Origin of the sequence: Tsukamurella paurometabola DSM 20162 (genome assembly GCF_000092225.1) — a bacterium.
Classification (GTDB): Bacteria; Actinomycetota; Actinomycetes; order Mycobacteriales; family Mycobacteriaceae; genus Tsukamurella; species Tsukamurella paurometabola.
Genome location: NC_014158.1, coordinates 4,186,074 through 4,207,399 on the forward strand (window position 1 = coordinate 4,186,074; position 21,326 = coordinate 4,207,399).

The following is a 21,326-nucleotide window of genomic DNA, read 5'->3' on the forward strand; positions in this document are numbered from 1 at the left end:
CCGCCGCCCTAGCAGCGACCGACACATTGCCGTCAGACACGTCCAATTCCTTGAAGAACCTCTTCTTCACCATCGGTGAATGCACGATCCCCGCAACTCCTTGCTATCCGCGGTGTTGCGGGGATCGCTAGAACCCACGGTTCCCGCTGTGGGACCGCCGTCGTGCGCTTCCCGTCCCGAACCGGGAGCATCACGCCCGCGTCGACCACTCGCTCCCGCTCGGGGATCCGACCGGCGGCGCCGACGCCCTCGCGTGGCGCGAGGCGGTGGACGGCCGGCTCACCTACCCCCGTGTGCACATCGACCGCAACGTCGACATCACGATGTCCGACGGTGTGCGACTGCGCGCGACGGTCGTGCGGCCGGCGGAGCGCGACGGGCGCCCGGTCGAGACGGCCTACCCCGCGATCCTGAACCTGAATCCGTACAACCGCACCGTGGTCGACGCGATCGACGAGACCACGCACGCGGCCTTCGTCGGCCCGGTGATCACGCGCGCGGCCAAACCGCTGACGGCGGGCACCGTCGATCTGTCGGGCGGGCTGCTCGAAGGATTCGGCATCAATCGACGGTTGGTGCGCAGCGGGTACGCACAGGTGATCGTGGACGTGCGCGGCACCGGCACCTCGCACGGGGTATGGCAGATCCTGGGCCCGCGGGAGCAACAGGACTCCGTCGAAGTGATGGCCTGGGCGCGCGAACAGTCCTGGTGCAATGGCAAGTTGGGCATGGGTGGCTGGTCGTACTCGGCGATCAACGCCTTGCAGGCGGCAGGCCACACCCCGGACGGCCTGGGCGCCGTCTTCGCGATCGAGGGCAGCGAGGACATCGTCCGCGACATCTACATCACCGGCGGTCTACCGTCGGTGTTCATCCCCCTCTGGCTGGGTGCGGTCAACACCCTCAAATGGCTGTACAACCCGCGCACGCTTCTCCGGGACACGGTGAACGGCAATGTGATCCGATGGCTGGTCAGCCGCATCGGCTCACCCGCCACCGAGATCGCCTCCGTGGTCCGCGGGGTAGTCACCGGGCGCGACCCACGCGTGAACGACAACCCCTACTTCACCGAGCGGCAGGCCCGGATCGGCGCGATCACCGCACCCACCTTCCTGTTCGGCGGTTGGCACGACCTGTTCGGGCGCAGCACGCCGCGGATCTACTCGCGCTTGAATCTGCCTGCGGGACAGAAACAAATGGTGATCACCGATGGCTATCACTTCGATATGGGCTCGGGTTTCGGCGGCACTCAGGCGCCACCGCGGATCGACGTGCTTGAACGAGCCTGGTACGACCGGTGGCTCAAGGACATCGATAACGGCGTCGACCGCTACGGTCCGGTGACCCTGGAACAGCAGGGCGGCGGCTGGACCGCGGGGGAATCCTTCCCCCGGCCCGGCGCCCGCACCCACCGGCTGTACGCGACGCCGGCACCGTCCGGCACGGCGGAGCACGCGCGCTACGACGGCGGCCTGGCCACCTACCCGGCGCGTCGGCGCGACCTGGCGTCCACGCGGATCGACCTGCGCGGCTTGACTTCACCGGATATGACGCATGTGCTGGCGGGGCTCACGAAAGCGCTGCCCTTCACCGACGATGCGGCAACACAGGAACGCGGCGCGATCTGCTTCACTTCTCCCCCGACGGCGTGGCCGGTGCAGCTGAGCGGCGCGATCAACGTGCACCTGGTCACGCGCTGCGCGGGCGAGGAGGCGATCTGGACCGTCACCGTCAACGATGTGTCGCCGGACGGCACGTCGACGGTGCTCAGCGGTGGGGCGCTGATGGCCTCGAATCGCGCCGTGGACGCCGAGCGCTCCGACTACGACGCCGACGGCGAGTTGCTCTCGGCGTTCCACCCGCTCACCTGGTCGGCGAAGCAGAAGGTGGTACCCGGCGAGACGATCGAGCTGGACATCGATGTGGTTCCCACGGACGCCCTCCTGGAGGAGGGGCACCGGTTGCGGATCGATGTGTACGCCGGCAGCGTGCCGCGCTACTTGGCCACCCTGCCCGATCTGGCGCGCACGCGGCTGGGCCGCCAGGACGTCCTGCTCAGCCCCGACCGCCCGACCTATGTGAGCGTGCAGCTCGTCGGCGATCCCGGGTGGTGACCGCGCGGGTTTCGCACCCGCGCAAACCGGCTCCGCGGTGGGCCCCGCGGCGCTATCTTCGGTGACAGGATGGTTGCTGGTACTCGGCCGGCCACGCGGACCTCGGCCGCGCGGCTGCACAGGATGTTCGTCGACGGTGCGGTCGACGAATCGGTGCTGCGCGGAACCGCATTGCGCCGCCTGATCGCCGAGAGCTGGCAGCGGAGCAAGGCTGTGGGCGTGAACCCGGACGGGGAGGCACCGTCGGGCGGCGGAATGCTCGACGAGTTGCGCGCCCGCAACCCCCTGAGCGGCGTGATGCCGGTGATCCGGCGCCTGCTGGTGGACGATTCCCCGGGCACGATGGTCGCCGTCGCGGACCGCGAGGGCACGCTGCTGTGGGTGGAGGGTGACGGCGCCTCGATGCGCCGGGCGGCGGCGATGAACTTCGCGCCGGGTGCGAACTGGAGCGAGTCGGCGGCGGGCACCAACGCTCCCGGCACCGCGCTCGCCCTCGACACCGAGGTACAGATCTCGGGATCCGAGCACTTCGCCCGGCTCGCGCACGGCTGGAACTGCACGGCGGTCCCGATCCACGATCCGCTCACCCGCGCGCCGATCGGCGTATTGGACGTGACGGGCGGACCACAGGCGGCCACGCCCCAGGCGTTGTCCCTGGTGCGGGCTGCCGCGATGGCGGTCGAGGGCCAGCTCGCGGTGATGCGGCTGACGGCGGCGCCCCCGGCACCGTCGGCCCGGCTCCGGTTGCTCGGCGGGCGGCCGAGGCTGGAGATGAACGGCCGGAACGTGCCGCTCACCGGACGGCACGCCGACATCTTGGCCCTGCTGCTGCGGCACCGCGAGGGCCTGACCGCCGATCACCTGGCGCTTCTGCTCGACGAACGCGACCTGGACGTGGTCACCGTGCGCGCCGAGATCTCCCGGCTGCGGAAGTCCATCGGCGCGGAGTTCCTGGGGTCGCGGCCGTACCGGCTGCTGGGGCCGATCGCATCCGACGCCGACGAGGTGGCGGTGGCGGTCCGCGAGGGCCGGGTGGCGGACGCCCTGGCCGCCTATCCGGGGCCGCTGCTGCCGCAGTCGGTGGCGCCGGGGGTGGCGCGGCTGCGCACCGAATTGTCGGAGGCGCTCCGGGCGGCGGTGCTGGCCACCCGCGATCTGGGCCTGTTACGACGCTGGCTCGACCTGCCGGAGGGACGCGATGACCGCGCCGCGTGGGAGGTGCTGCACCGAGGGTCGACCGGGATCGCGCGGGCCGAGGCGAACGGTCGCCTCGCCGGCCTCGACCTCGACCTCGCCTGAGGGATCCGGCCGGTCGGACTCCGCGGCTGCAACGTCGTTGCAACGATGCACGGCCTAGCGTGGGTTGTGACTTGAGTCACTCAACTCATCTGGAGGCACGTCATGACCGTTTACGCACGTCCCGGGGCCCCCGGCTCCCTCATGAGCTACCAGTCCCGGTACGACAACCTGATCGGCGGCCAGTGGGTGGCGCCGGTGCAGGGCCGGTACTTCGAGAACCCGTCGCCCGTGACCGGGCAGGTGTTCTGCGAGGTGGCCCGGTCGACCGCCGAGGACATCGAGCTGGCACTCGACGCCGCGCACGCGGCCGCCCCCGGCTGGGGCAAGACGGCGGCCACGGCCCGCGCGAACATCCTGCTGCAGATCGCCGACCGGATGGAGGCGAACCTGGAGGCGATCGCCGTCGCCGAATCGTGGGAGAACGGCAAGCCGGTCCGCGAGACGCTCAACGCCGACATCCCGCTCGCGATCGATCACTTCCGGTACTTCGCGTCGGTGCTGCGGGCCCAGGAGGGCAGCATCTCCGAGATCGACGAGAACACTGTGGCCTACCACTTCCATGAGCCGCTCGGCGTTGTGGGACAGATCATTCCGTGGAACTTCCCGATCCTCATGGCGGTGTGGAAGCTGGCCCCGGCGCTCGCCGCGGGCAACGCGATCGTGCTCAAGCCCGCCGAGCAGACGCCGGTCTCCGTGCTGTACCTGTTCTCGCTGATCGGCGATCTGCTGCCGCCGGGTGTGGTGAACATCGTCAACGGTTTCGGCCTGGAGGCGGGTAAGCCGCTGGCGTCGAGCAAGCGGATTCGCAAGATCGCCTTCACCGGTGAGACCACCACGGGCAAGCTGATCGCCGGTTACGCCGCCGACAACCTGATTCCGGTCACGCTGGAGTTGGGAGGCAAGAGCCCGAACGTCTTCTTCAAGGACGTCATGGCCGCGAACGACGATTACCAGGACAAGGCGCTCGAGGGCTTCACGATGTTCGCGCTGAACCAGGGCGAGGTGTGCACCTGCCCGTCGCGCGCGCTGCTGGAGAAGCCGATCTTCGACGAGTTCCTCGAACTCGGTTCGATCCGCACCAAGTCGATCATCCAGGGCGATCCGCTCGATACCGACACCATGATCGGCGCACAGGCGTCGAAGGAGCAGCACGAGAAGATCCTGTCGTACATCGACATCGGGCGCAGCGAGGGTGCCACCCTGGTCACCGGTGGTGAGGCGGCCGATCTCGGCGGCGACCTGTCGGGCGGCTACTACATCCAGCCGACCATCTTCTCGGGCTCGAACGACATGCGGATCTTCCAGGAGGAGATCTTCGGCCCCGTGCTCGCGGTGACCTCGTTCGACGGTTACGACAACGCGATGGAGATCGCCAACGACACCCGCTACGGCCTCGGCGCCGGCGTATGGTCGCGCAACGGCGACATCGCCTATCGCGCGGGCCGCGATATCCAGGCCGGGCGCGTGTGGACGAACACCTACCACCAGTACCCTGCGCATGCGGCGTTCGGCGGCTACAAGGATTCGGGTATCGGCCGGGAGAACCACAAGATGATGCTCGATCATTACCAGCAGACGAAGAACCTGCTGGTCTCGTACGCGCCCACCGCGCAGGGCTTCTTCTGAGTCTCTGATCGCCCCGGGTGAGGGTGTCTGCGGCGCCGCTCCGATTCGTCGGGGTGGCGCCGCCTTTCGCTTCACCTTCGGTGCGAAAGTGTGGCGAATCGGGTGTTCTCCCCGCAATTCGGCACCGAAGGTGCGAGGCCTCGATCTTTTGCACCCTTCTGCGGTTCTGATCGCTCATCCGCCGCACTTACCTGCACAAAGTCACCGTCGGCTTCACCGTCGGTGCGAAACTGCGGCGGATCTCCTCTGTTCACCGCAGTTCGGCACCGAAGGTTGCTCGCCGTGAGCGCCGGTCACGCCTACGTGCAGATATGGACTTCGCTCACCCGCCCGCCCGATCGCTCGCGGGCGGCTGGTTCGACCGCTGGAGTCCGCCGCCGCCCCGCACCGACGGCTACTCGACCTCGTACCGCCCCGGCTAGCTTTACCCGTTCATGGGTTGCGATCACGCACAGTCCACGGGCAATCTGGCGGGATGCCTTTCCCCTGGAAGTCTCTTCGCCTCGACGTGACGGCGCTGGTCGTCGCGGTCGCCCTCACCGTGGCGACGGTGCTGTGGGGGCTACTGCTGAACCGCCGGCCCATTTCCGAGGCCGACGGTCAGGTGTTGCATGAGATGGTGCTGCACCGCAGCGAAGGAGCCACCGCGGTGATGCGGGCGATCACCGACTTCTTTTCGCCCACGGTCACCCTCGTCCTCGCCGCGATGATCGCGGGGCTGCTGGCGTGGCGGCGTTCTCCCGCGGCGGCGGCATTCGTCCTGGGCTCGACAGCGGCAGCGGCGACGCTCGCCTACCTGCTCAAGGTGGTGTTCGCGCGGCAGCGTCCGCCTGTGGTCGATCACCTGGCCGACGAGCACGATTTCGGTTTCCCGTCGGGCCACGTCACGGGGACGACGGCGCTGCTGGTGGCGACGGCGATCGCGCTCACGGTCGGCTGGTCGGCGCGGCGGATCGCGTTCGCTCTGGTGGTCCCCGCTGTGGTGGTGGGTGCGGTCGCCGCGAGCCGCCTGTACCTGGGTGTGCATTGGTTCTCCGACACCGCAGCGGGAGTCGCCATCGGCCTCGCCGGGGTCGCGGCGGCGCTGACGGTACTGCCACCGACGTCATGGACGGCGGTGGACGCGTGGCTCTCCGCCCTGATCAGTCGGAGTCGCGCTCGGCGAACACCTCTCGCGCGACGAGCGTCGCGTTGATCGCGCGCGGGAAGCCCGCATAAGCAGCGGAGTGCAGGAACACCTCGTTGATCTCCTCGCGGGTGATACCCACGTTGAGTGAGGTGTTCACGTGCACGCGCAGTTGGTTCTCGGTGCCGCCCAGGGCGGTGAGGATTCCCAGCGTCACCAGCTGTCGGCTGCGCGGGTCCAGGCCCGGCCGGGCGTAGACGTCGCCGAATCCCCACGCGGCGATGTGGTGTGCGAGAGCAGGATTGGTCTCGGCGAGTGAATCGATCACCGCCCGTGCCTGTTCGCCGTCGATTCCGGCGAGTACCTCGAGGCCGGTCTCCCGCCGCGCCCGGCTCTCCGCGCTGGCGATGTCGTGCTGCTCGGTCATGACCCCTCCCGTCGGCACCCGCACCGTGCAGATGCTTCGATGCCGACACTAATACCGATCAGTGCTGCGGGGCGGGACAGGCGGCACCGTCGGTACCCGCGATCCGCACCCGCGAGACGAAACGGTGACCACTGGAACCCTCCAGCGAGAATCCGGCGGCCCGTCCGGGCTCGGCGTCCAGGATCAGGGTGCTGTTCTCCCACACCCGCGCCTCCCCCTCGGAGACCCAGACGGGCACGATGTCGCCGTCACCCAGGTCGACGGTGCCGAGCCGCACGTTGGCCTCGCCCACCCGGAATTCGTCGACGGTGAAGCACATCGGGGCGGAGCCGTCGCAGCAGCCGCCGCTCTGGTGGATCAGGAGGGGGCCGTGCTGCGCCCACAACTCGCGCAGGAGCGTGCGCGAGCAGTCCGTCGATTCCACCCGCTCACTCATGCCGCTCCTCACGCCGTCCCCTGACGGTAGTCCGCCCGCGGACGCACCGTCATGGGATCGTCACCAACGGTGACCACGAAAGCCACGTACCCTCGAATCAGGGTCGATGACTCCACCGGGATCCGCCCGGTGTTCCCAGCTCGAAGCACCGGGCGAGCACGATTCTCACCAGGAGCAGGAGTGCCATGACCACGAAAACGAAGAAGCCGCCGCTGCACCGCCGCCGCTGGCCGTGGATCGTGGGCGGACTGTTCGTCCTCATCACCATTCCCGGATTCCTCTGACGCTCCGCTCTCCGCTCGCGGCGTGAGTAGCTCCGCAACCGACGGCCCGGGTTCCGAGTCGGCGCGACACGAATCAGGTCCGGTTCCTCGCGGAACCGGACCTGATCGTCACTTGTGCGCCCGAAGGGATTCGAACCCCTGACCTTCTGATCCGTAGTCAGATGCTCTATCCACTGAGCTACGGGCGCATACCCATTTTCAGTTGTGCCGGTCCGAAGACCGACGTGGCGGAGGCGAGAGGATTTGAACCTCCGGTCCGGTGTTGGCCGGACAACTCATTAGCAGTGAGTCCCATTCGGCCGCTCTGGCACGCCTCCAAATCGGACGCGATGCGCGAGCGATCCTTACGGGTCACGCGCAACCGCCGAGCAGCTACTTTACACAACGCCCCCGGAACCCACAAAACCGCAGGCCACGCCGCTTCGGCCGTCAGTGCTCGTCGCGGGTGACGAGGTCCTCCCACGTGAGGTCGACACGCACCTCGACCGGACCGACGATGCCGGCGAGCAGACCCGCCGCGCGGTCCCGCAGTCGATCTCCGCCGGCGAGCATGGTCTGCGGCCGCCGCTCGGCGCCGACCGCGACGAGGTGGATGTGCACGGCGGTCACGGCGGCGCCATCGAAGGCGAACTCGACGTCGGCGATCGCTGCGGACTCGGCGGCCGCCTCCGCGGACAGCGCGAAGGTCAGTGCCCGTGTCAAGGCGAGCTGCGTGATCGTGGCGCCAGGAGTCGTGGTCGCAACTGGGCGCGACCGCCGCGGCAGCCCGGAAACCTGCTGCGCGATCGCCGAGCGCAGTCGCTCCATCGCCTCGCCGCTCCACCCGGACACCGGCGCACCGGAATCGGCCGCGGGGGCGTCGGAATCCGATTCGGCCTGGACCGCCAGCCGACGCGTCGCGTCGGCAATCCATTCGTTCGCCACCGCGGCTTCGTCAGCCGGGTCTTTTGCTCGAGTGAAACTCATAGCTCCCCCAGTGTGACCACGAATCGCCCACTTGTACAAGGCCGAAATCTCTCGCGCTGCATAGAACGGGTCATGGTCGGTATCCCTCCAGCGCCTCGGCGAGGCGGCGACGGGTGCGCTGGAGGTGCCCCCGAACGGACCCCTCCGTGGTGCGCAACACCGCCGCGATCTCGGTGGTCGAGAGCCCGTCCACCTCGCGCAACCACCAGGCCGCGCGCGCCGGATACGGCAGCCGTGCGAGCTCGCGGCTGAGCGCGTCCAGGAAGTCGCTATCGGCGACCTGTTCGACGGGGCCGGGCTCGGTGGTCGCGACCTCCTGGACCGCCTCTGACAGCACCATGCCCTTGCGCCGTCGCAGCACGTCGATGGTCTTGCGGGAGGCGATGGAGAACAGCCAGGTGCGGACAGTCGACCGGAATGCAAACGTCGGGAGCGCCTTCCACGCCGCGATGAGCGACTCCTGCACGACGTCATCGCAATCGGTGCGCTCAGAGAGGGTGCGAGCGACGAACCGGTACATCGCCGGCGCATGCCTTTGCACGAGCGCATCGAATGCGGCGGCGTCACCGCGCTGCGCCCGCCTGATCAAAGTCTCGTCGGAGAGCGACGACAACAGCCCCGGGTCGTTCAACCATCCTCCTTCGTGAGATAGGTCACAACCGCGTGCCGATCTCGCGTAGGAGCCGACTCACCCATAGTGCCGGAACGGATCCCGGTACATCAGTCGACACAAGGAGACGGAAGATGACCTCGACCACTACCAAGCCCACCGCTTCGACTGCAGCCGCCGATAAGACCCCCGGCTCGGAGCTCGCCACGGCCAACGGGCGCGGCTCGACCAGCATCGCCGATGTCGTGGTGTCGAAGATCGCGGGCATCGCTGCGCGCGAGGTGGACGGTGTGTACGACCTCGGCGGCCAGGCCGCCCGTGTGGTCGGCAAGATCCGCGAGACCCTTCCCGGCGCCCCGGACCTCACGCAGGGTGTCACCGTGGAGGTTGGCGAGAAGCAGGCGGCTGTCGACGTGGCCATCGTCGCCGAGTACGGCGTCGCCATCCACGACCTGGCCGCAGGCATCCGCAACAACGTGATCGACGCCGTCGAGTCGATGACCGGCCTCGAGGTGACCGAGGTCAATGTGACCGTGCACGACGTGCACTTCGCCGATGACGACGACACTGAGGCCGACTCCTCGGAGTCGCGGGTCCAGTGAGGCACGCGCACGCGGAGTTGGTCGACCGGATCGTCGCGGCCGTGACGGCCGTGGACGGTGTGGCCGGTCTGTACGCCGGCGCAGCCGGATCGGCCGCGACGTACCTGCCGGGCCGGACGGTGCCCGGGGTCCGCGTGGACGACGAGGCGGGACAGGTGAACCTGATCGTGGAGTTCGGCGAGGACACCGACATCGTCGCCGTCGCCGACCGGGCACGGCAGGCCGCGAGCGACGCGGCCGGGGTGCCGATCGACGTGACGGTGTCCGATATCCGGATGCCCACGAGTACTGATCGTTCGAAGGAGATGACCGCATGACGCAGAACTTCACCGTGTGGGGAGTAGTGATCGGACTACTGCTGGCCATCGCCGCGGTCTCCGGCGGGCTCGTCGGATTCCTGCTGGCGATCGTGCTCGGCGGCGCCGGGCTCGCGATCGGCGCGCACTTCGACGGTCTGATCGATCTGACCGCGCTGCGCCGCCGCGACCGGAGCTGACCATGACTGCCCCCGAGACCACACCCGCCGCCACCACCGATATCGCGGCGACTCCCACGGGGTCCGCTCCTGATCGTCTCGATCGCGGCACGACAGCGATCGACGATCGGGTCCGGCGACGCCTCGTCGAACACGCGGTCCTGTCGGTGTCCGGTACGAGTCGGCACCGTGGGCTGCCGGGGCGCAGCCTGCCGTCGGTGCGGTTCGCGGACGGCGACGTGCAGGTGCAGGTCGCCGCGCAGTGGCCGCTCGACGCGTCCCGGCTGGTCGATTCGGTCCGCGGGGCCGTCGATGACGAGCTCGCTCGCAGTTTGGGCTCGTCACCGTCGTCGGTGCAGGTGCACATCGCACGGGTGGACGGCGAATCGTCGGCACCGCGGCGGGCTCAGTTGTTGCACTCCGCCGCGGAATCCGAGGCGCAGCCGCACGCGACGATCGACGCGCGCCGCAACGCACCCCGGAAGACGGCGGGCTCGTCCATCGTGGCGGTGCCCGTGCTCCTGGCGTTCTTCGCGCTCGGCGTCCTCGCTCTGCGCGATAGCCTGGTATCGCTGGGCTGGCTGGGCGGCACTCGGTGGATCGACGCGGTCCCCCGGATCGCCGACGACCTCCGCTGGGCGTGGTGGACGTGGCCTGCCGCGATCGCTGCCATTGTGGTGGGCGTGGTCTTCGTGATCTCCGCGATCAAACCACGGCGGCGCAGCCACACGGCCGTGTCCGACGAACTCTGGCTGGGGCGCCGCGTCGCGCGCGCCCGACGACGGGAGGTTCGCTCATGAGGTCATCGACCCGGGTCATCGACCGCATCCTGACCGGCCTGCTCGGGCTGGGACTGATCGCCGGGGGCGGCTGGCTCCTGGCCTACCGGCAGGGCGTGCGGTTCACCACCGACGCCACGCACCGACTGGCACCGGATGTGATCGCACGGACCCCCGACCAGCCGTGGTGGCAAGCGGCGGTCGTCGCAGCGGGTGTGGTGCTCATCCTGCTCACCGCATGGCTGCTGGTGCGGCACCTGCGGGCGCCCGCGTCGAAGACGGTCGACACGGAGCACGGCGGCACCGTCGACCTGTCCCGGATCGCCGATGCGGTGGCCGACGATCTGGCGCGAAGCGACGTGATCCGGCGGGCGCGAGCGAGGACGCTGGTGGAGCGGGGTCACCCCGTGATCCGCGTGTCCGCGACGGTGGCGCCGGGCGCCGCCGACGACGAGCTCGCCACCCTCGCCCGGGCGGCTCAGCACGAGGTGACCCGGGCGACCAATCCGGATGTGCGACTTCAACTCCTCGTCAACGGCGAGGATGCATCCGAACGGCGGCGCGAACGCAGCGCCGCAACCACTGAGGCTTGAGGCGGGGACCCCGCCTCGGGAAATAGAGAGACACCAACCGAGAGGAAGTACGGCAATGGGAATCGCTGACGACGCGAAGAACAAGGCAGAAGACCTCAAGGGCCGTGCGAAGGAGGCGGCCGGCGCCGCCACCGGTGACGACGACCTCAAGGCCGAGGGTCAGGCCGATCAGGGCCTCGCCGAGGTCAAGGATAAGGTCGCCGAGGCCGCCGACAAGGTCAAGGAGGGCGTCGACGCCGTCAAGAACAAGCTGACGGGCAACTGACGCCGCCGCGGCTCCTCCTGCCGCACAACGATGCCGAGGCCGGCCCCGATCGGGGCCGGCCTCGCGCCGTCGGGTCAGAACGGTCGGGCCACGGCACGGACCGGCGCACCGTCGAGCGGCCCGACGGCGAGCGGGTGGATACCCACCTCGCATTCCGCGGGCAGCGCGGTGAGCCCGCGCAGGTTCTCGACGATGAGCCCGTCGCGACCCAGGACGAGCGCGTGCACGGGGAAGTCCGGTGAATCGATCGGATCGGGGCTGAACGCGTCGACACCCAGCACCCGCATCCCACGCGACCACAGCAGTTCGGCCGATTCGACGGTGAGCGCGGGGTGTTCCCGGTAGCCGCGCGTACCGAACCACCGATCCCATCCGGTGGCGATCAGCACGATCGGCGGTAGCCGCTCGGGCAGCTCTCCCAGGTCACCGACCTCGATCCTGCCGCTCGCGGCGGCGTCGACGGCGATCACCCGTGCGGGACCGAGCAATTCGCCGAGTCCGATCTGATCGACCGTGCGGCCACCGGCGACGGTATGACACGGCGCGTCCACGTGGGTGCCGCTGTGCGTGGACAGCTGTAGGCGGGAGACGGCCACCCCGTCGGCCTCGAGCGTGAGTGCGGGCTCGATCACGATCGGCGGATCACCGGGGTACTGCGTCCCCGGAGTCAGCGTGTGCGTCAAGTCGATCCAGGTCACACGGCCACGCTATCGGTATCGCGGTGATCGCGGTTCCGGACGGCGACGCTCGCGGCCCAGTACAGCCCCGCGCTCACCAGGAAGGTGGGCACGGTGGCTCCCACGGGGCTCACCCACAGGTAAGTGATCGCCGACGAGAATCCGACACCCACCAGCCATACGATGACCGCCACCGGATTCCAGCCGCCGCGGTACCAGTAATCCCGCGAACCCGCTTCCGCGAGCGACGCGGCGTAGCGGCCACGCCGGAGCACGTAGAAGTCCACGATGATGACGGCGAAAACCGGGATGAAGACGATTCCGATGGCGGTCAGGAACGCGGTGAACTTGTCCAGCAGCGCCAGCCATGCCGATCCGGCGATCGAGATCACGCCGAGTCCGAGGGCGGCGGGCAGGAACCGGATGCGTCCGGGCTCCGCGTTCACCAGCGAGGTGACCATCCCGTAGACGGCCATGGTGTTGGTGGCCATCACGGAGAAGAACACCACGATCGCCAGTGGCACGCCGAATTCGGCGACGATCACCGTCGGATCGAACGGCGGCGCTTCCTTGCCACCCGCGAGCAGCCACGCGATCGCGGTGGCGCCCAACGCCATCGCGGCCACCGTGGACGCCACATAACCGAGCCCGGATCCCACGACGCCGCCGCGAGAGGTGGCGGCGAAACGGTTGATATCGGCGGAGAGCACGGTCCAGGAGATGGCGGTGGCCACGACGATGTCGAAAATGCCGAGCCCGGTGAGTCCTTCGGGGTCGCGCGGCAGGGTGTCGAGGCGGGCGAATCCGTCACCGAACATATCGATGAACAGATAGGCCATGATGCCCAGGATCACCACAGCCAGAATAGGTTCCACTTTGGCGATACCGGTGTGCCCGAAGATCGCGAGAGAGACCACGATCACCTCGCACAGCACGGAGAACAGTGTCGGGTTCGAGTACCCGGTCTGCTGCGCCACCACGTAATTCACCGTGACACCGGCCAGCATGGCCTGCACCCAGCTCCAGCCCATGAGCACGGCGATGTTGGCGGCCACGGGAATCCGGCTGCCACGCACCCCGAACGAGGCGCGGGTGAGCGCCATCGTGGGAAGCCCGGTGCGGGTGCCCACGTTACCGACGGTCACCAGCACCAGGGCGCCGACCACCGTGCCGGCCAGGATCAACCACAGCGCACTGCTCAGCGACACCGAGGGGACGAACAGTGTGCCGGTGAGCATCGTGGTCACCACGAGGTTCGCCGCGAGCCAGATCGCGAAGATGCGGCGACCACTGAGGTCGCCGGTCACGGGGGTACCGTCGTCGGCTCCAGCGTGCAGGTGCGCGTCGAGGCGCCGGTAGTAGCGCAGCATCAGGCGGCCGAGAGGTGCTCGTGGACTGCGAGGAGCCCGCCATCGGTGGCCACGGCGAAGACGATCGACTCGCGTTCGCGGGTCTCGGTGCGGGTACCGTCGCCGTCCTGGGTCACGGTGCGCACGCGGTGGGTGAACACGGCGGTCCGGTCCACGATCGTGACGGTGCGTTCGGTGCTTTCGCAGGAGATCACCCGCCAGCCGGTATTCACCCAGCCGGACCACAGACGCTCGTACTCGGCTCGGTCGCCGAGCGTGCGCGGCTCGGTGTGGAAGACGAAGGTGGCCCGCGGGTGAAAGCCCGCGAAGTACCCGTCGGTGTCGGTGGCCGCGAAGGCCTCGATGATCTTCTCGGCCGCAGCGAGTACGGCGTCGTCGTCGATGGGCTGGTCCATTTCATCTCCTGACCTGCGGTTCCCCGCGCTGAGTCGGCCAACTGTAAGGCCGATCACAAGCTCTCGCAAGCAGTTCGAAACTACGCAATGCGCACTGACGGCGGATGTGTACGTACTGACCACGTTCTCGTCGCCATTGCGCACACCAGAGCAGGTCATGGTGCAGTATTGGCACACGCGACCGCGCCGAAAGTGCGGAGGGGAATTCGGGAGGTGCCTGTGGACGCGATCGACCGGACACTCCTCGATCTCCTTGTCCGGGACGGACGGATGAGCCACCGCGAGCTCGCCGCAGCAGCCGGAATCACCCGCGCCACCGTCGCGTCCCGACTACGCCGCCTCCTCGATTCCGGTGCCTTCACGGTGCAGGGCGTGGTGCATCCATCGGTGCTGGGACGCGGCACCATCTGCTACGTCCGGATCGAGGTCGACGGTCCCGCGGGCGCGATCGCCGAAGCGGTCGCATCACTGCCCGAGGTCGTCTACGTTTCCATCACCACCGGCCGTTTCGCGGTGGCCGCCGAGATCCGCGCGGGTTCCGCCGAGGCGGTCGACGGTGCGCTCGCCCGCCTTCGCGGACTCCCCGGGGTGGCGCGGGCGGAGACGCTGGCGTACCGGGAGGTGCATCGCGATGCGGTCGGACCCGTCGGGGATGCGGGGATGCAGCTCGACGCGACCGATATCGCGCTGCTGCGGGTCCTGGAGCGGGACGGCCGAGCGTCCTATGTGCACCTCGCGACGCAGGCCGGTCTGTCCGCCGCCGCCGCGCGGCGACGAGTGCTGCGCCTGGTGGAGGCATCGGTGGTCCGGATCGGCCCGATCGTGAGCCGCGGCTCGGAGCACGCGATGGGGATGGGGATCCACGTGCTCGGCGCCGCGCGGGACGCCGCCGGCGAGGTGGCGGATGTCGCCGGTGTCAGTTTCCTGGCCCGCACGCTGGGCACCTTCGATCTGCTCGCGACGGTCCGTGCCCCGTCGGCGGCCGGACTGGCGCAGGCGATGGATGCGGTGCGCGACGTGCGCTCGGTATCCGGGGTGGAGACGTGGTCGCACCTCCGGTTCGTCAAGGAGTCGTACGCCTCGCTCGGAGGTTGACGGGGTCCGGGGCGCTGCGGAGCGCCGGACTACCCTGGCGGGGTGGCCTCCGCGAACGAACCCCAGCCCGGACCGCTCGGCATCCGCGCCGACCTCGACACGCTGCCGGCGTACGTGCCGGGCAAGGCGCTGCCGTCGGCGATCAAACTCTCGTCCAACGAGGTGGTCGAGGGTCCGCTGCCCTCCGTGGCCACCGCCCTCGCGGAGGCGCTGGCGAGCGCCAACCGATACCCGGACAACGGCGCCGTTGCTCTGCGCGCAGAGCTGGCGAAGCTGACGGGCGCGACCGAAGAGCAGTTGCACGTGGGCTGCGGATCCGTGGCGCTGTGCCAGGACCTGGTACAGGTCACCTGCCGGCCCGGCGACGAGGTGATCTTCGCGTGGCGCAGCTTCGAGGCCTACCCGATCATCACCCGGGTGGTGGGTGCGGTTCCGATGCAGGTGCCGCTCACCCCGGATGCGGTGCACGATCTGGACGCGATGGCGGCGGCGATCACCGATCGCACGCGCCTGATCTTCGTCTGCAACCCGAACAACCCCACCGGCACGACGGTCTCCGAACAGCAGCTCGAGGAGTTCCTCGCGGCGGTGCCGCCGCACGTGATCGTCGCCCTTGATGAGGCGTACTACGAGTACCACCGCGGCAACGAGCAGTCGGGCGAGCGGATCGACGGCACGGCGGTGGCGGCGCGGCATCGCAATGTGATCGCACTGCGCACCTTCTCCAAGGCGTACGGACTCGCGGGCCTGCGGGTGGGTTACGCGATCGGCGATCCCGAGCTCATCGGCGCTTTGACCAAGGTGCATCTGCCGTTCTCGGTCAGCGTGGCCGCGCAGGCCGCCGCGATCGCGTCGCTGCGCGCGAACGACGAGCTGCTGGCCCGCACGGAGGCAGTGGTCACCGAGCGGATCCGAGTACGGGACGCACTGCGGAAGAACGGATTCGAGGTGCCGCACACCCAGGCCAATTTCGTGTGGCTGCCCCTCGGCGAGGATGCGGCCCGATTCACCGCCGATGCCGCCGAGGCCGGAATCCTGGTGCGCGGCTTCGCGGGCGACGGTGTGCGGGTCACCGTGACCACACCGGAGGAGAACGACGCTTTCCTCTCCTTCGCGAAGGAGTGGTCGAAATGAGCCTGGGTAAGCATGAATTCGCTTTCACCGCGCACGTTCGCGTGCGCTGGTCGGATATGGACGCGCTGGGCCACGTGAATCATGCTCGGATGGTGACGCTGCTGGAGGAAGCGCGGATCCAATGGCTGCTCTCGGCGGGTGAGAAGTACGCGCCGCTGATCAAGAGTGCGTTCATCGCCGATGTGGCGATCAAATACAAGGCGCAACTGTTCCATGAGGATTCGCCCGTCCAGGTGGGCATGTACATCGCCGGAAACCGCAGCGTCGATTTCACCATCGGCTACGAGGTGCGAGCGAACGGCGCAGCGCCCGAGTCGAAGCCCGCGATCGTGGCCACCACGCAGATGGCCGTGGTCGATATCGACAAGCGCGCCCTGCGCCGCCTCACCGACGAGGAGAAGTCCTACCTGGCGTCCTGGTCCCGCGCGTGATCGCCCGTCGGGGGCCGTCCCGGCGAATCGGGCCGACCCACTGACGGCGGCAGCGCTTGCCGACTCGCTCCGCCGAGTTCCCCACGCACCCCGACGATCTGGTTCGCGACGCGGTGGGCGCTCTGCGTCGAGATCTCGCGTTCGCCGGAACGCAACACCAGCTCGTGGATCTGCTGATCGATGGACTCGATCGACATGCGGCGCGGACGGCGGGAATCGGCGACGTCCACGAGGTCGCCCACCTTGGTCAGGGCGGTCACCCGTTCCACCAGCTCGTCCCACACCCGGTCGAGCTCGCTGGAGCGGGTACCGTCGGCCAATCCCGGGGCGTAGCGCAGTTGACCCCACACCCGCTTGAGTTGTGCCACATCCGCGGAGATCTGCACCAGGTCGGTGGGGAGGTCCAGCTGCATCAGTTGCTCGTCGAGGTCGCCCGAGCTTACGGAGCGGGAATAGGTGACCTTGTCGTACACCAGGCCGGCCAGGAACAGCAGCACGTCGTACCGGTCCTCGAAGATCAGCAATCGCGGATCCGGGGCTCCGTGCCCGTCGACCCAGTCCGCGACCTGCGGCGCCAGTCGCAGCACCGGACCGGCCACCCGGGACACGGTGCGGGCCGCGAGCGCCGCCGCCGACGGCGTCATCGGCAGCGGGGTCTGACAGAGCGCGTCGAACAGGGCGTCGCGCTCATCGAGATCGAGATGAACCGCATCCTTGCGGGCCTTGCGCACGGCGCGCACACCGGCGGCGAACGACACCCGATTGAGGGTGAAGGCATGCCGATATCCGGCCAGTTTGCGGCGGGCGTCCGCGGCGCGCAACGCCTCTGCAGCACTCTTCGCCTGGGCGAACGGGCTCGGCGGAGCATCGTCGAGCGATGTGGACGGTGCAGTCGGGGGATCGGCGATCCGGCCGAGCTTGCGCAGCTTGGCGTAGCCGCCGATATCGGGGAAGGCCCGCTCGGTGTCGAACCGATTGATCACCACGTCGCGGGCAGCGGGCTGGAGGTGGCCGGCGGCGATGAGTAGCGCAGCCTCGTCGGACAGCTCACGGCGAGGCATCGGAATGGCCCGGGCCTCGCACCAGCGGCGCACCGGCGCCTCGATGTGCACCTCGGGCTCGGGCACACCCTGCGGCTCCGATTCGGTCATCCGGTCACCCCCTCTCGTCGCCCGTGCGTTCGGTTCCCCCGATCATTGTCCCCGAACGGCAGCGCCGCGCGCAGCGCCCACGCGAGAGGGACGCTCACGATCGACGTCGTCACGAACGCGACCAGCACATTTCCGGTGAACATCGGCCAACCGAAGACGTCTAAGAGCAGAACGTCCATCACGATCAGGTGCACCAGGAAGTATTCGTAGGAGATCTCGCCGAGCCACACCATCGGGCGGCTGCCCAGGAAGCGGTGATAACGGTCCGTCGCCGCGGGTGCGAGCCCGAGGGGAGCGATCAGTGCCGTCGCCACGACGAGGTAGAGCGCGGATTTCACGATGGCCTCCACCACGCTCTTCGGCACCATCATCGGCGGGCCGCCGATCGCGGGCAGCGCGGAGACGACGAACGCGGTGACCGCGACCAGCAGGCACGCCGGGGTGGCCCAGCGCGGCCAGCCGCGCATCAGTTCGGCGCACACGGTGAGCGCCATACCGGCGACGAACCACCACAGGTACGCGGGCGGCCACATGCGCGCGGTGATCTGGATGTCCGGGGCGATCGCCATCCACGCCGGGCTGATCAGGGCCAGCGCCGCGAGAGAGCCCAGGAGCAGCCCCGGCCGCCACCGGTAGCGGCACACCACGGCGGTGAGTACCCAGCCGATGAACGGCAGCGCCACGTAGAAGGCCACTTCGACGGCCAAGCTCCATGCCTGGGTCAGGCCCACCCGCAGGTGCCCGAAACCGTAGATCTGGATGAATCCGAGGTTGCGCAGGTAGCCGTCGATACCCGCGCCCGACGGATTCGGCTCGGGCCGGACCAGCCCGAGGAGGTAGACGAACGTGACCACGACCCAGTACGCGGGGACGACGCGGCGGAACCGGTGCCAGGCGTACCGACGCAGATCTGGCTGTCGATGGGTTCCGTCCCGGAGCAACCGCACCCAGGGCCGGAACAGGAGGAAACCCGACAGCGCGAAGAAGATGGGAACGCCGATTTCGAACCGCGCCCAGAGGTGCCCGGCGAAGTCGTCGGTGTAGTGGCCCGTCGAGAATGCGGCATGGGTGAGGCAGACCGCGGCTGCGGCGATGGCACGCAGCCCGGTGAGCGGTGCTACCCGACCGTGCATTCCTCCATTGTGACCGGCCGGATAGTCAGGCCCCCGGGGCCTCCTGGAAGACGCGGCGGTAGCCGAGCGGAGTCATTCCGGTGTCGCGGCGCAGATGGGCACGAAGACTCGCGCCGGTGCCGAGCCCTGAGTCGCGGGCGACGGCGTCGACGGAGAGGTCGGAGGTCTCCAGCAGGAGGCGTGCTCGGTCGAGGCGACGGCGCAGGATCCACGCGCCCGGGGTCTCGCCGGTCTCCTCCCGGAAGCGCCGGTTGAAAGTGCGTACGGAGAGGCCGGCGCGGCGGGCGAGCTGGTCGACTGCCAGATTCTCGTCCAGATGCTGCTGCGCCCACTCCCGCACGGCGACGGTGCTTCCCGCACCGCTCGCGGGCACGGGCACGTCGACGAACTGCGCCTGGGTGCCCTCGCGACCGGGCGGGATCACGCAGTACCGGGCCACCTTGTTGGCCATGGCGGCACCGTGGTCCTTCCGGATCAGGTGCAGGCACAAGTCGAGTCCCGCGGCCAGGCCGGCGGAGGTGAGCACGTCACCGTCGTCGGTGAACAGCACGTGGTCGACGAGCCCGACGCGCGGGTACATCCTGTGTAAGTGCGCTCCGTACTTCCAATGCGTGGTGACCGACCGGCCGTCGAGCAGCCCGGCGGCGGCGAGGACGAAGGCACCGGTGCAGATGGAGACGATGCGGGTGCCGGGACGAATGCTGCGAAGCGCGGCGCGGACCTCGTCGGGCAGTGTGCCGTCGGTGCGCGGTCCCGGGATCTTGGTGCCGGGGATGATGACGGTATCGGCGAACGGGAGCACCTCGGGTCCGGCTTCGGGGGTCACCGCGTAGCCGCCGGTCGCGGCGACCGGGTTGCGGTCGAGCCCGCATGTGATCACTCGGTACAGCGGCTGTCCCGCTTCGGTTTTCGCCTCCGAAAAGCACAGCGGAGGGATTGCCGCATCGAATCCGACGATCGGTTCCAACAGCAGGACGGCCACGGTGTGCATGGCAGGATTCTTTCATATCTTGTCATTGATGCCACTGGAACCGGAGCGGCGTTCCGGGGATTCTCGACGAGTGAACTCGAAACTGAGGTTTCCGCACTACGCCTGGATCGTGGCCGGCGTCGCCTTCGTGACGATGCTCGGCGCGGCTGGATTCCGCTCCGTGCCGGGCGTGATGATGGACCCGCTGCACATGGAGTTCGGCTGGTCGCACGCCACGATCGGCGCCGCGATGTCGGTGAACATGGCCCTCTTCGGGCTCACCGCCCCCTTCTCCGCCGCACTCATGGACAAGCTCGGGGTGCGACCCGTCGTGATCGGCGCGCTGACGCTCGTCGCCGCCGGAACCGGTCTCGCAGTGTTCATGACAGACGCCTGGCAGTTGGTGCTGTTGTGGGGCGTGCTCGTCGGGCTCGGGACGGGCTCGCTGTCGACCGCCTTCGTCGCGACCATCGCGATGCGCTGGTTCGTGGCCCGACGGGGCCTGGTGACCGGCGTTCTCACCGCGGCCAGCGCCACCGGGCAGCTCATCTTCCTGCCGGTGGTGGCGGCGATGTCGGAGTCGTACGGCTGGCGGACGGCCACGCTGGTGGTGACCGCGGTGGCCGTGGCGGTGATCCCGCTCGCCGGCCTGCTACTGCGATCGTGGCCTTACGACAAGGGAATTCCGCCCTTCGGTGCCAACGAGGTGGTCGCGCCGCCCGCACCGACGCAGGGCGCCGTGCGGGCGGCGTTCGCGGGCCTGGCCCTCGGCGCCCGTAGCCGGGCGTTCTGGCTCCTGGCGGCGAGCTTCGCGATCTGCGGGGCCACGACGAACGGCTTGCTGCAGACCCACTTCATCCCTGCCGCAGGCGATCACGGCATGCCCGCGACGGCAGCGGCGTCGCTGCTCGCGATCATCGGGGTGTTCGACGTGGTGGGCACCATCGCGTCGGGCTGGCTCACCGACCGTGTGGATTCGCGGATCCTGCTGGTGATCTACTACCTGGGCCGCGGGACGGCGCTCGCCTTGTTGCCGTCCCTGCTCTCGCCCCACGTCGCGCCCGGGCTGCTGGTGTTCATCCTGTTCTACGGCCTCGACTGGGTGGCCACGGTACCGCCCACCATGGCGTTGGCGCGCGAGCACTTCGGCGAGAACACGCCCGTGGTGTTCGGCTGGATCTTCGCCTCGCACCAGCTCGGCGCCGCGGTGGCGGCGTTCGGCGCGGGCTACATCCGCGATTCGACCGGCGGCTACGACCCGGCGTTCTACACCGCCGGCGCCCTGTGTGTCGCTGCGGCGATCATGTGCTGGGCGGTACCGCGGGCTCGGCGGGCGGTTGCGGCGCCGGAGCCGGTGCCTGCCTGATC

Annotated in this window: 24 protein-coding genes and 2 tRNA genes; 14 read left to right on the plus strand and 12 right to left on the minus strand. The window is 69.0% G+C overall.

Annotation, left to right across the window (positions count from 1 at the left end; all coding sequences use genetic code 11):
• The first annotated feature begins 146 nt into the window (after window positions 1-146).
• From TPAU_RS20285 to TPAU_RS22085, 4 genes are all read left to right on the plus strand, one after another.
• The gene (locus tag TPAU_RS20285; protein WP_013128616.1) at window positions 147-2,114 is read left to right on the plus strand and encodes a CocE/NonD family hydrolase; all 1,968 of its coding nucleotides are present in this window, start codon (window positions 147-149) and stop codon (window positions 2,112-2,114) included.
• A 69-nt stretch (window positions 2,115-2,183) separates the two neighbouring features.
• Complete coding sequence (locus TPAU_RS20290; RefSeq protein WP_013128617.1) at window positions 2,184-3,413, plus strand: GAF domain-containing protein; 1,230 nt, start codon at window positions 2,184-2,186, stop codon at window positions 3,411-3,413.
• 102 nt (window positions 3,414-3,515) lie between these two features.
• Window positions 3,516-5,039, plus strand: a complete 1,524-nt coding sequence (gene exaC, locus TPAU_RS20295; protein ID WP_013128618.1) for an acetaldehyde dehydrogenase ExaC — start codon at window positions 3,516-3,518, stop codon at window positions 5,037-5,039.
• Window positions 5,040-5,514: 475 nt separating this feature from the next.
• Window positions 5,515-6,234, plus strand: coding sequence for a phosphatase PAP2 family protein (locus tag TPAU_RS22085; protein WP_013128619.1), 720 nt, complete (start codon window positions 5,515-5,517; stop codon window positions 6,232-6,234).
• On the opposite strand, the gene TPAU_RS20305 is transcribed toward TPAU_RS22085, so the two are convergent.
• The 6 genes from TPAU_RS20305 to TPAU_RS20330 form a co-directional block, all read right to left on the minus strand.
• Window positions 6,182-6,592, minus strand: a complete 411-nt coding sequence (locus tag TPAU_RS20305) for a carboxymuconolactone decarboxylase family protein (RefSeq protein ID WP_013128620.1) — start codon at window positions 6,590-6,592, stop codon at window positions 6,182-6,184. The genes TPAU_RS22085 and TPAU_RS20305 overlap by 53 nt on opposite strands.
• Window positions 6,593-6,650: 58 nt before the next feature.
• Entirely contained in the window at window positions 6,651-7,028 is a 378-nt protein-coding gene (locus tag TPAU_RS20310) for a DUF779 domain-containing protein (protein ID WP_013128621.1), read from the minus strand.
• 399 nt (window positions 7,029-7,427) lie between these two features.
• Window positions 7,428-7,500: transfer RNA gene (locus TPAU_RS20315), tRNA-Arg, on the minus strand.
• 37 nt (window positions 7,501-7,537) lie between these two features.
• Window positions 7,538-7,629, minus strand: a tRNA-Ser gene (locus TPAU_RS20320).
• A 112-nt stretch (window positions 7,630-7,741) separates the two neighbouring features.
• Complete coding sequence (locus tag TPAU_RS20325) at window positions 7,742-8,236, minus strand: hypothetical protein (RefSeq protein ID WP_041944521.1); 495 nt, start codon at window positions 8,234-8,236, stop codon at window positions 7,742-7,744.
• 112 nt (window positions 8,237-8,348) lie between these two features.
• Entirely contained in the window at window positions 8,349-8,909 is a 561-nt protein-coding gene (locus TPAU_RS20330) for an RNA polymerase sigma factor (RefSeq protein WP_013128624.1), read from the minus strand.
• A gap of 113 nt (window positions 8,910-9,022) precedes the next feature.
• On the opposite strand from TPAU_RS20330, the gene TPAU_RS20335 reads away from it, so the two are divergent.
• From TPAU_RS20335 to TPAU_RS20360, 6 genes are read left to right on the plus strand one after another with little or no spacing between them, the layout of a single operon-like run.
• A complete protein-coding gene (locus tag TPAU_RS20335) occupies window positions 9,023-9,490 on the plus strand; it encodes an Asp23/Gls24 family envelope stress response protein (protein WP_013128625.1) in 468 nt (155 codons plus the stop codon).
• Window positions 9,487-9,807, plus strand: a complete 321-nt coding sequence (locus TPAU_RS20340) for an Asp23/Gls24 family envelope stress response protein (RefSeq protein ID WP_013128626.1) — start codon at window positions 9,487-9,489, stop codon at window positions 9,805-9,807. Before TPAU_RS20335 ends, TPAU_RS20340 begins: the two co-directional genes overlap by 4 nt.
• Window positions 9,804-9,986, plus strand: a complete 183-nt coding sequence (locus TPAU_RS20345) for a hypothetical protein (protein WP_013128627.1) — start codon at window positions 9,804-9,806, stop codon at window positions 9,984-9,986. The genes TPAU_RS20340 and TPAU_RS20345 overlap by 4 nt, the downstream gene beginning before the upstream one ends.
• 2 nt (window positions 9,987-9,988) lie before the next feature.
• Entirely contained in the window at window positions 9,989-10,765 is a 777-nt protein-coding gene (locus TPAU_RS20350) for a hypothetical protein (protein WP_013128628.1), read from the plus strand.
• Entirely contained in the window at window positions 10,762-11,337 is a 576-nt protein-coding gene (locus tag TPAU_RS22090; RefSeq protein ID WP_013128629.1) for an Asp23/Gls24 family envelope stress response protein, read from the plus strand. Before TPAU_RS20350 ends, TPAU_RS22090 begins: the two co-directional genes overlap by 4 nt.
• Window positions 11,338-11,392: 55 nt before the next feature.
• Complete coding sequence (locus TPAU_RS20360) at window positions 11,393-11,602, plus strand: CsbD family protein (RefSeq protein ID WP_013128630.1); 210 nt, start codon at window positions 11,393-11,395, stop codon at window positions 11,600-11,602.
• Window positions 11,603-11,676: 74 nt separating this feature from the next.
• Here TPAU_RS20360 and TPAU_RS20365 read toward each other — a convergent pair whose 3' ends face one another.
• Genes TPAU_RS20365 through TPAU_RS20375 form a run of 3 tightly spaced genes read right to left on the minus strand, consistent with a single transcriptional unit; the run spans window position 11,677 to window position 14,044 of the window.
• The gene (locus TPAU_RS20365) at window positions 11,677-12,300 is read right to left on the minus strand and encodes a cyclase family protein (RefSeq protein ID WP_013128631.1); all 624 of its coding nucleotides are present in this window, start codon (window positions 12,298-12,300) and stop codon (window positions 11,677-11,679) included.
• Entirely contained in the window at window positions 12,297-13,649 is a 1,353-nt protein-coding gene (locus TPAU_RS20370) for a purine-cytosine permease family protein (RefSeq protein WP_013128632.1), read from the minus strand. Before TPAU_RS20370 ends, TPAU_RS20365 begins: the two co-directional genes overlap by 4 nt.
• On the minus strand, window positions 13,649-14,044 hold the full coding sequence (locus TPAU_RS20375; protein WP_013128633.1) for a YybH family protein: 396 nt from the start codon (window positions 14,042-14,044) through the stop codon (window positions 13,649-13,651). The genes TPAU_RS20370 and TPAU_RS20375 overlap by 1 nt, the downstream gene beginning before the upstream one ends.
• 213 nt (window positions 14,045-14,257) lie before the next feature.
• On the opposite strand from TPAU_RS20375, the gene TPAU_RS20380 reads away from it, so the two are divergent.
• Genes TPAU_RS20380 through TPAU_RS20390 form a run of 3 tightly spaced genes read left to right on the plus strand, consistent with a single transcriptional unit; the run spans window position 14,258 to window position 16,704 of the window.
• A complete protein-coding gene (locus TPAU_RS20380) occupies window positions 14,258-15,139 on the plus strand; it encodes an Lrp/AsnC family transcriptional regulator (RefSeq protein WP_245537818.1) in 882 nt (293 codons plus the stop codon).
• A gap of 42 nt (window positions 15,140-15,181) precedes the next feature.
• Entirely contained in the window at window positions 15,182-16,273 is a 1,092-nt protein-coding gene (hisC, locus tag TPAU_RS20385) for a histidinol-phosphate transaminase (RefSeq protein ID WP_013128635.1), read from the plus strand.
• A complete protein-coding gene (locus TPAU_RS20390; protein ID WP_013128636.1) occupies window positions 16,270-16,704 on the plus strand; it encodes an acyl-CoA thioesterase in 435 nt (144 codons plus the stop codon). Before hisC ends, TPAU_RS20390 begins: the two co-directional genes overlap by 4 nt.
• Here the strand turns inward: TPAU_RS20390 and TPAU_RS20395 are convergent.
• From TPAU_RS20395 to TPAU_RS20405, 3 genes are read right to left on the minus strand one after another with little or no spacing between them, the layout of a single operon-like run.
• Entirely contained in the window at window positions 16,677-17,855 is a 1,179-nt protein-coding gene (locus TPAU_RS20395) for a hypothetical protein (RefSeq protein ID WP_013128637.1), read from the minus strand. The genes TPAU_RS20390 and TPAU_RS20395 overlap by 28 nt on opposite strands.
• Window positions 17,852-18,988: an acyltransferase family protein gene (locus TPAU_RS20400; RefSeq protein WP_013128638.1), complete on the minus strand. Its 1,137-nt coding sequence runs from the start codon at window positions 18,986-18,988 to the stop codon at window positions 17,852-17,854. The genes TPAU_RS20395 and TPAU_RS20400 overlap by 4 nt, the downstream gene beginning before the upstream one ends.
• Window positions 18,989-19,013: 25 nt before the next feature.
• On the minus strand, window positions 19,014-19,979 hold the full coding sequence (locus tag TPAU_RS20405) for a GlxA family transcriptional regulator (protein WP_013128639.1): 966 nt from the start codon (window positions 19,977-19,979) through the stop codon (window positions 19,014-19,016).
• 28 nt (window positions 19,980-20,007) lie between these two features.
• Between TPAU_RS20405 and TPAU_RS20410 the strand changes: the two genes are divergently transcribed.
• Window positions 20,008-21,324, plus strand: coding sequence for an MFS transporter (locus tag TPAU_RS20410; RefSeq protein WP_049825909.1), 1,317 nt, complete (start codon window positions 20,008-20,010; stop codon window positions 21,322-21,324).
• Window positions 21,325-21,326: the final 2 nt, after the last annotated feature.

What these genes read in the sequence shown, in the direction of transcription:
- TPAU_RS20290 (WP_013128617.1), top strand. Translation starts at nt 2,184, where the DNA reads ATGGTTGCTGGTACTCGGCCGGCCACGCGGACCTCGGCCGCGCGGCTG.
- exaC (WP_013128618.1), top strand. Translation starts at nt 3,516, where the DNA reads ATGACCGTTTACGCACGTCCCGGGGCCCCCGGCTCCCTCATGAGCTAC.
- TPAU_RS22085 (WP_013128619.1), top strand. Translation starts at nt 5,515, where the DNA reads ATGCCTTTCCCCTGGAAGTCTCTTCGCCTCGACGTGACGGCGCTGGTC.
- TPAU_RS20305 (WP_013128620.1), bottom strand. Translation starts at nt 6,592, where the DNA reads ATGACCGAGCAGCACGACATCGCCAGCGCGGAGAGCCGGGCGCGGCGG.
- TPAU_RS20310 (WP_013128621.1), bottom strand. Translation starts at nt 7,028, where the DNA reads ATGAGTGAGCGGGTGGAATCGACGGACTGCTCGCGCACGCTCCTGCGC.
- TPAU_RS20335 (WP_013128625.1), top strand. Translation starts at nt 9,023, where the DNA reads ATGACCTCGACCACTACCAAGCCCACCGCTTCGACTGCAGCCGCCGAT.
- TPAU_RS20345 (WP_013128627.1), top strand. Translation starts at nt 9,804, where the DNA reads ATGACGCAGAACTTCACCGTGTGGGGAGTAGTGATCGGACTACTGCTG.
- TPAU_RS20350 (WP_013128628.1), top strand. Translation starts at nt 9,989, where the DNA reads ATGACTGCCCCCGAGACCACACCCGCCGCCACCACCGATATCGCGGCG.
- TPAU_RS22090 (WP_013128629.1), top strand. Translation starts at nt 10,762, where the DNA reads ATGAGGTCATCGACCCGGGTCATCGACCGCATCCTGACCGGCCTGCTC.
- TPAU_RS20360 (WP_013128630.1), top strand. Translation starts at nt 11,393, where the DNA reads ATGGGAATCGCTGACGACGCGAAGAACAAGGCAGAAGACCTCAAGGGC.
- TPAU_RS20370 (WP_013128632.1), bottom strand. Translation starts at nt 13,649, where the DNA reads ATGCTGCGCTACTACCGGCGCCTCGACGCGCACCTGCACGCTGGAGCC.
- TPAU_RS20375 (WP_013128633.1), bottom strand. Translation starts at nt 14,044, where the DNA reads ATGGACCAGCCCATCGACGACGACGCCGTACTCGCTGCGGCCGAGAAG.
- TPAU_RS20390 (WP_013128636.1), top strand. Translation starts at nt 16,270, where the DNA reads ATGAGCCTGGGTAAGCATGAATTCGCTTTCACCGCGCACGTTCGCGTG.
- TPAU_RS20395 (WP_013128637.1), bottom strand. Translation starts at nt 17,855, where the DNA reads ATGACCGAATCGGAGCCGCAGGGTGTGCCCGAGCCCGAGGTGCACATC.
- TPAU_RS20400 (WP_013128638.1), bottom strand. Translation starts at nt 18,988, where the DNA reads ATGCACGGTCGGGTAGCACCGCTCACCGGGCTGCGTGCCATCGCCGCA.
- TPAU_RS20405 (WP_013128639.1), bottom strand. Translation starts at nt 19,979, where the DNA reads ATGCACACCGTGGCCGTCCTGCTGTTGGAACCGATCGTCGGATTCGAT.
- TPAU_RS20410 (WP_049825909.1), top strand. Translation starts at nt 20,008, where the DNA reads ATGCCACTGGAACCGGAGCGGCGTTCCGGGGATTCTCGACGAGTGAAC.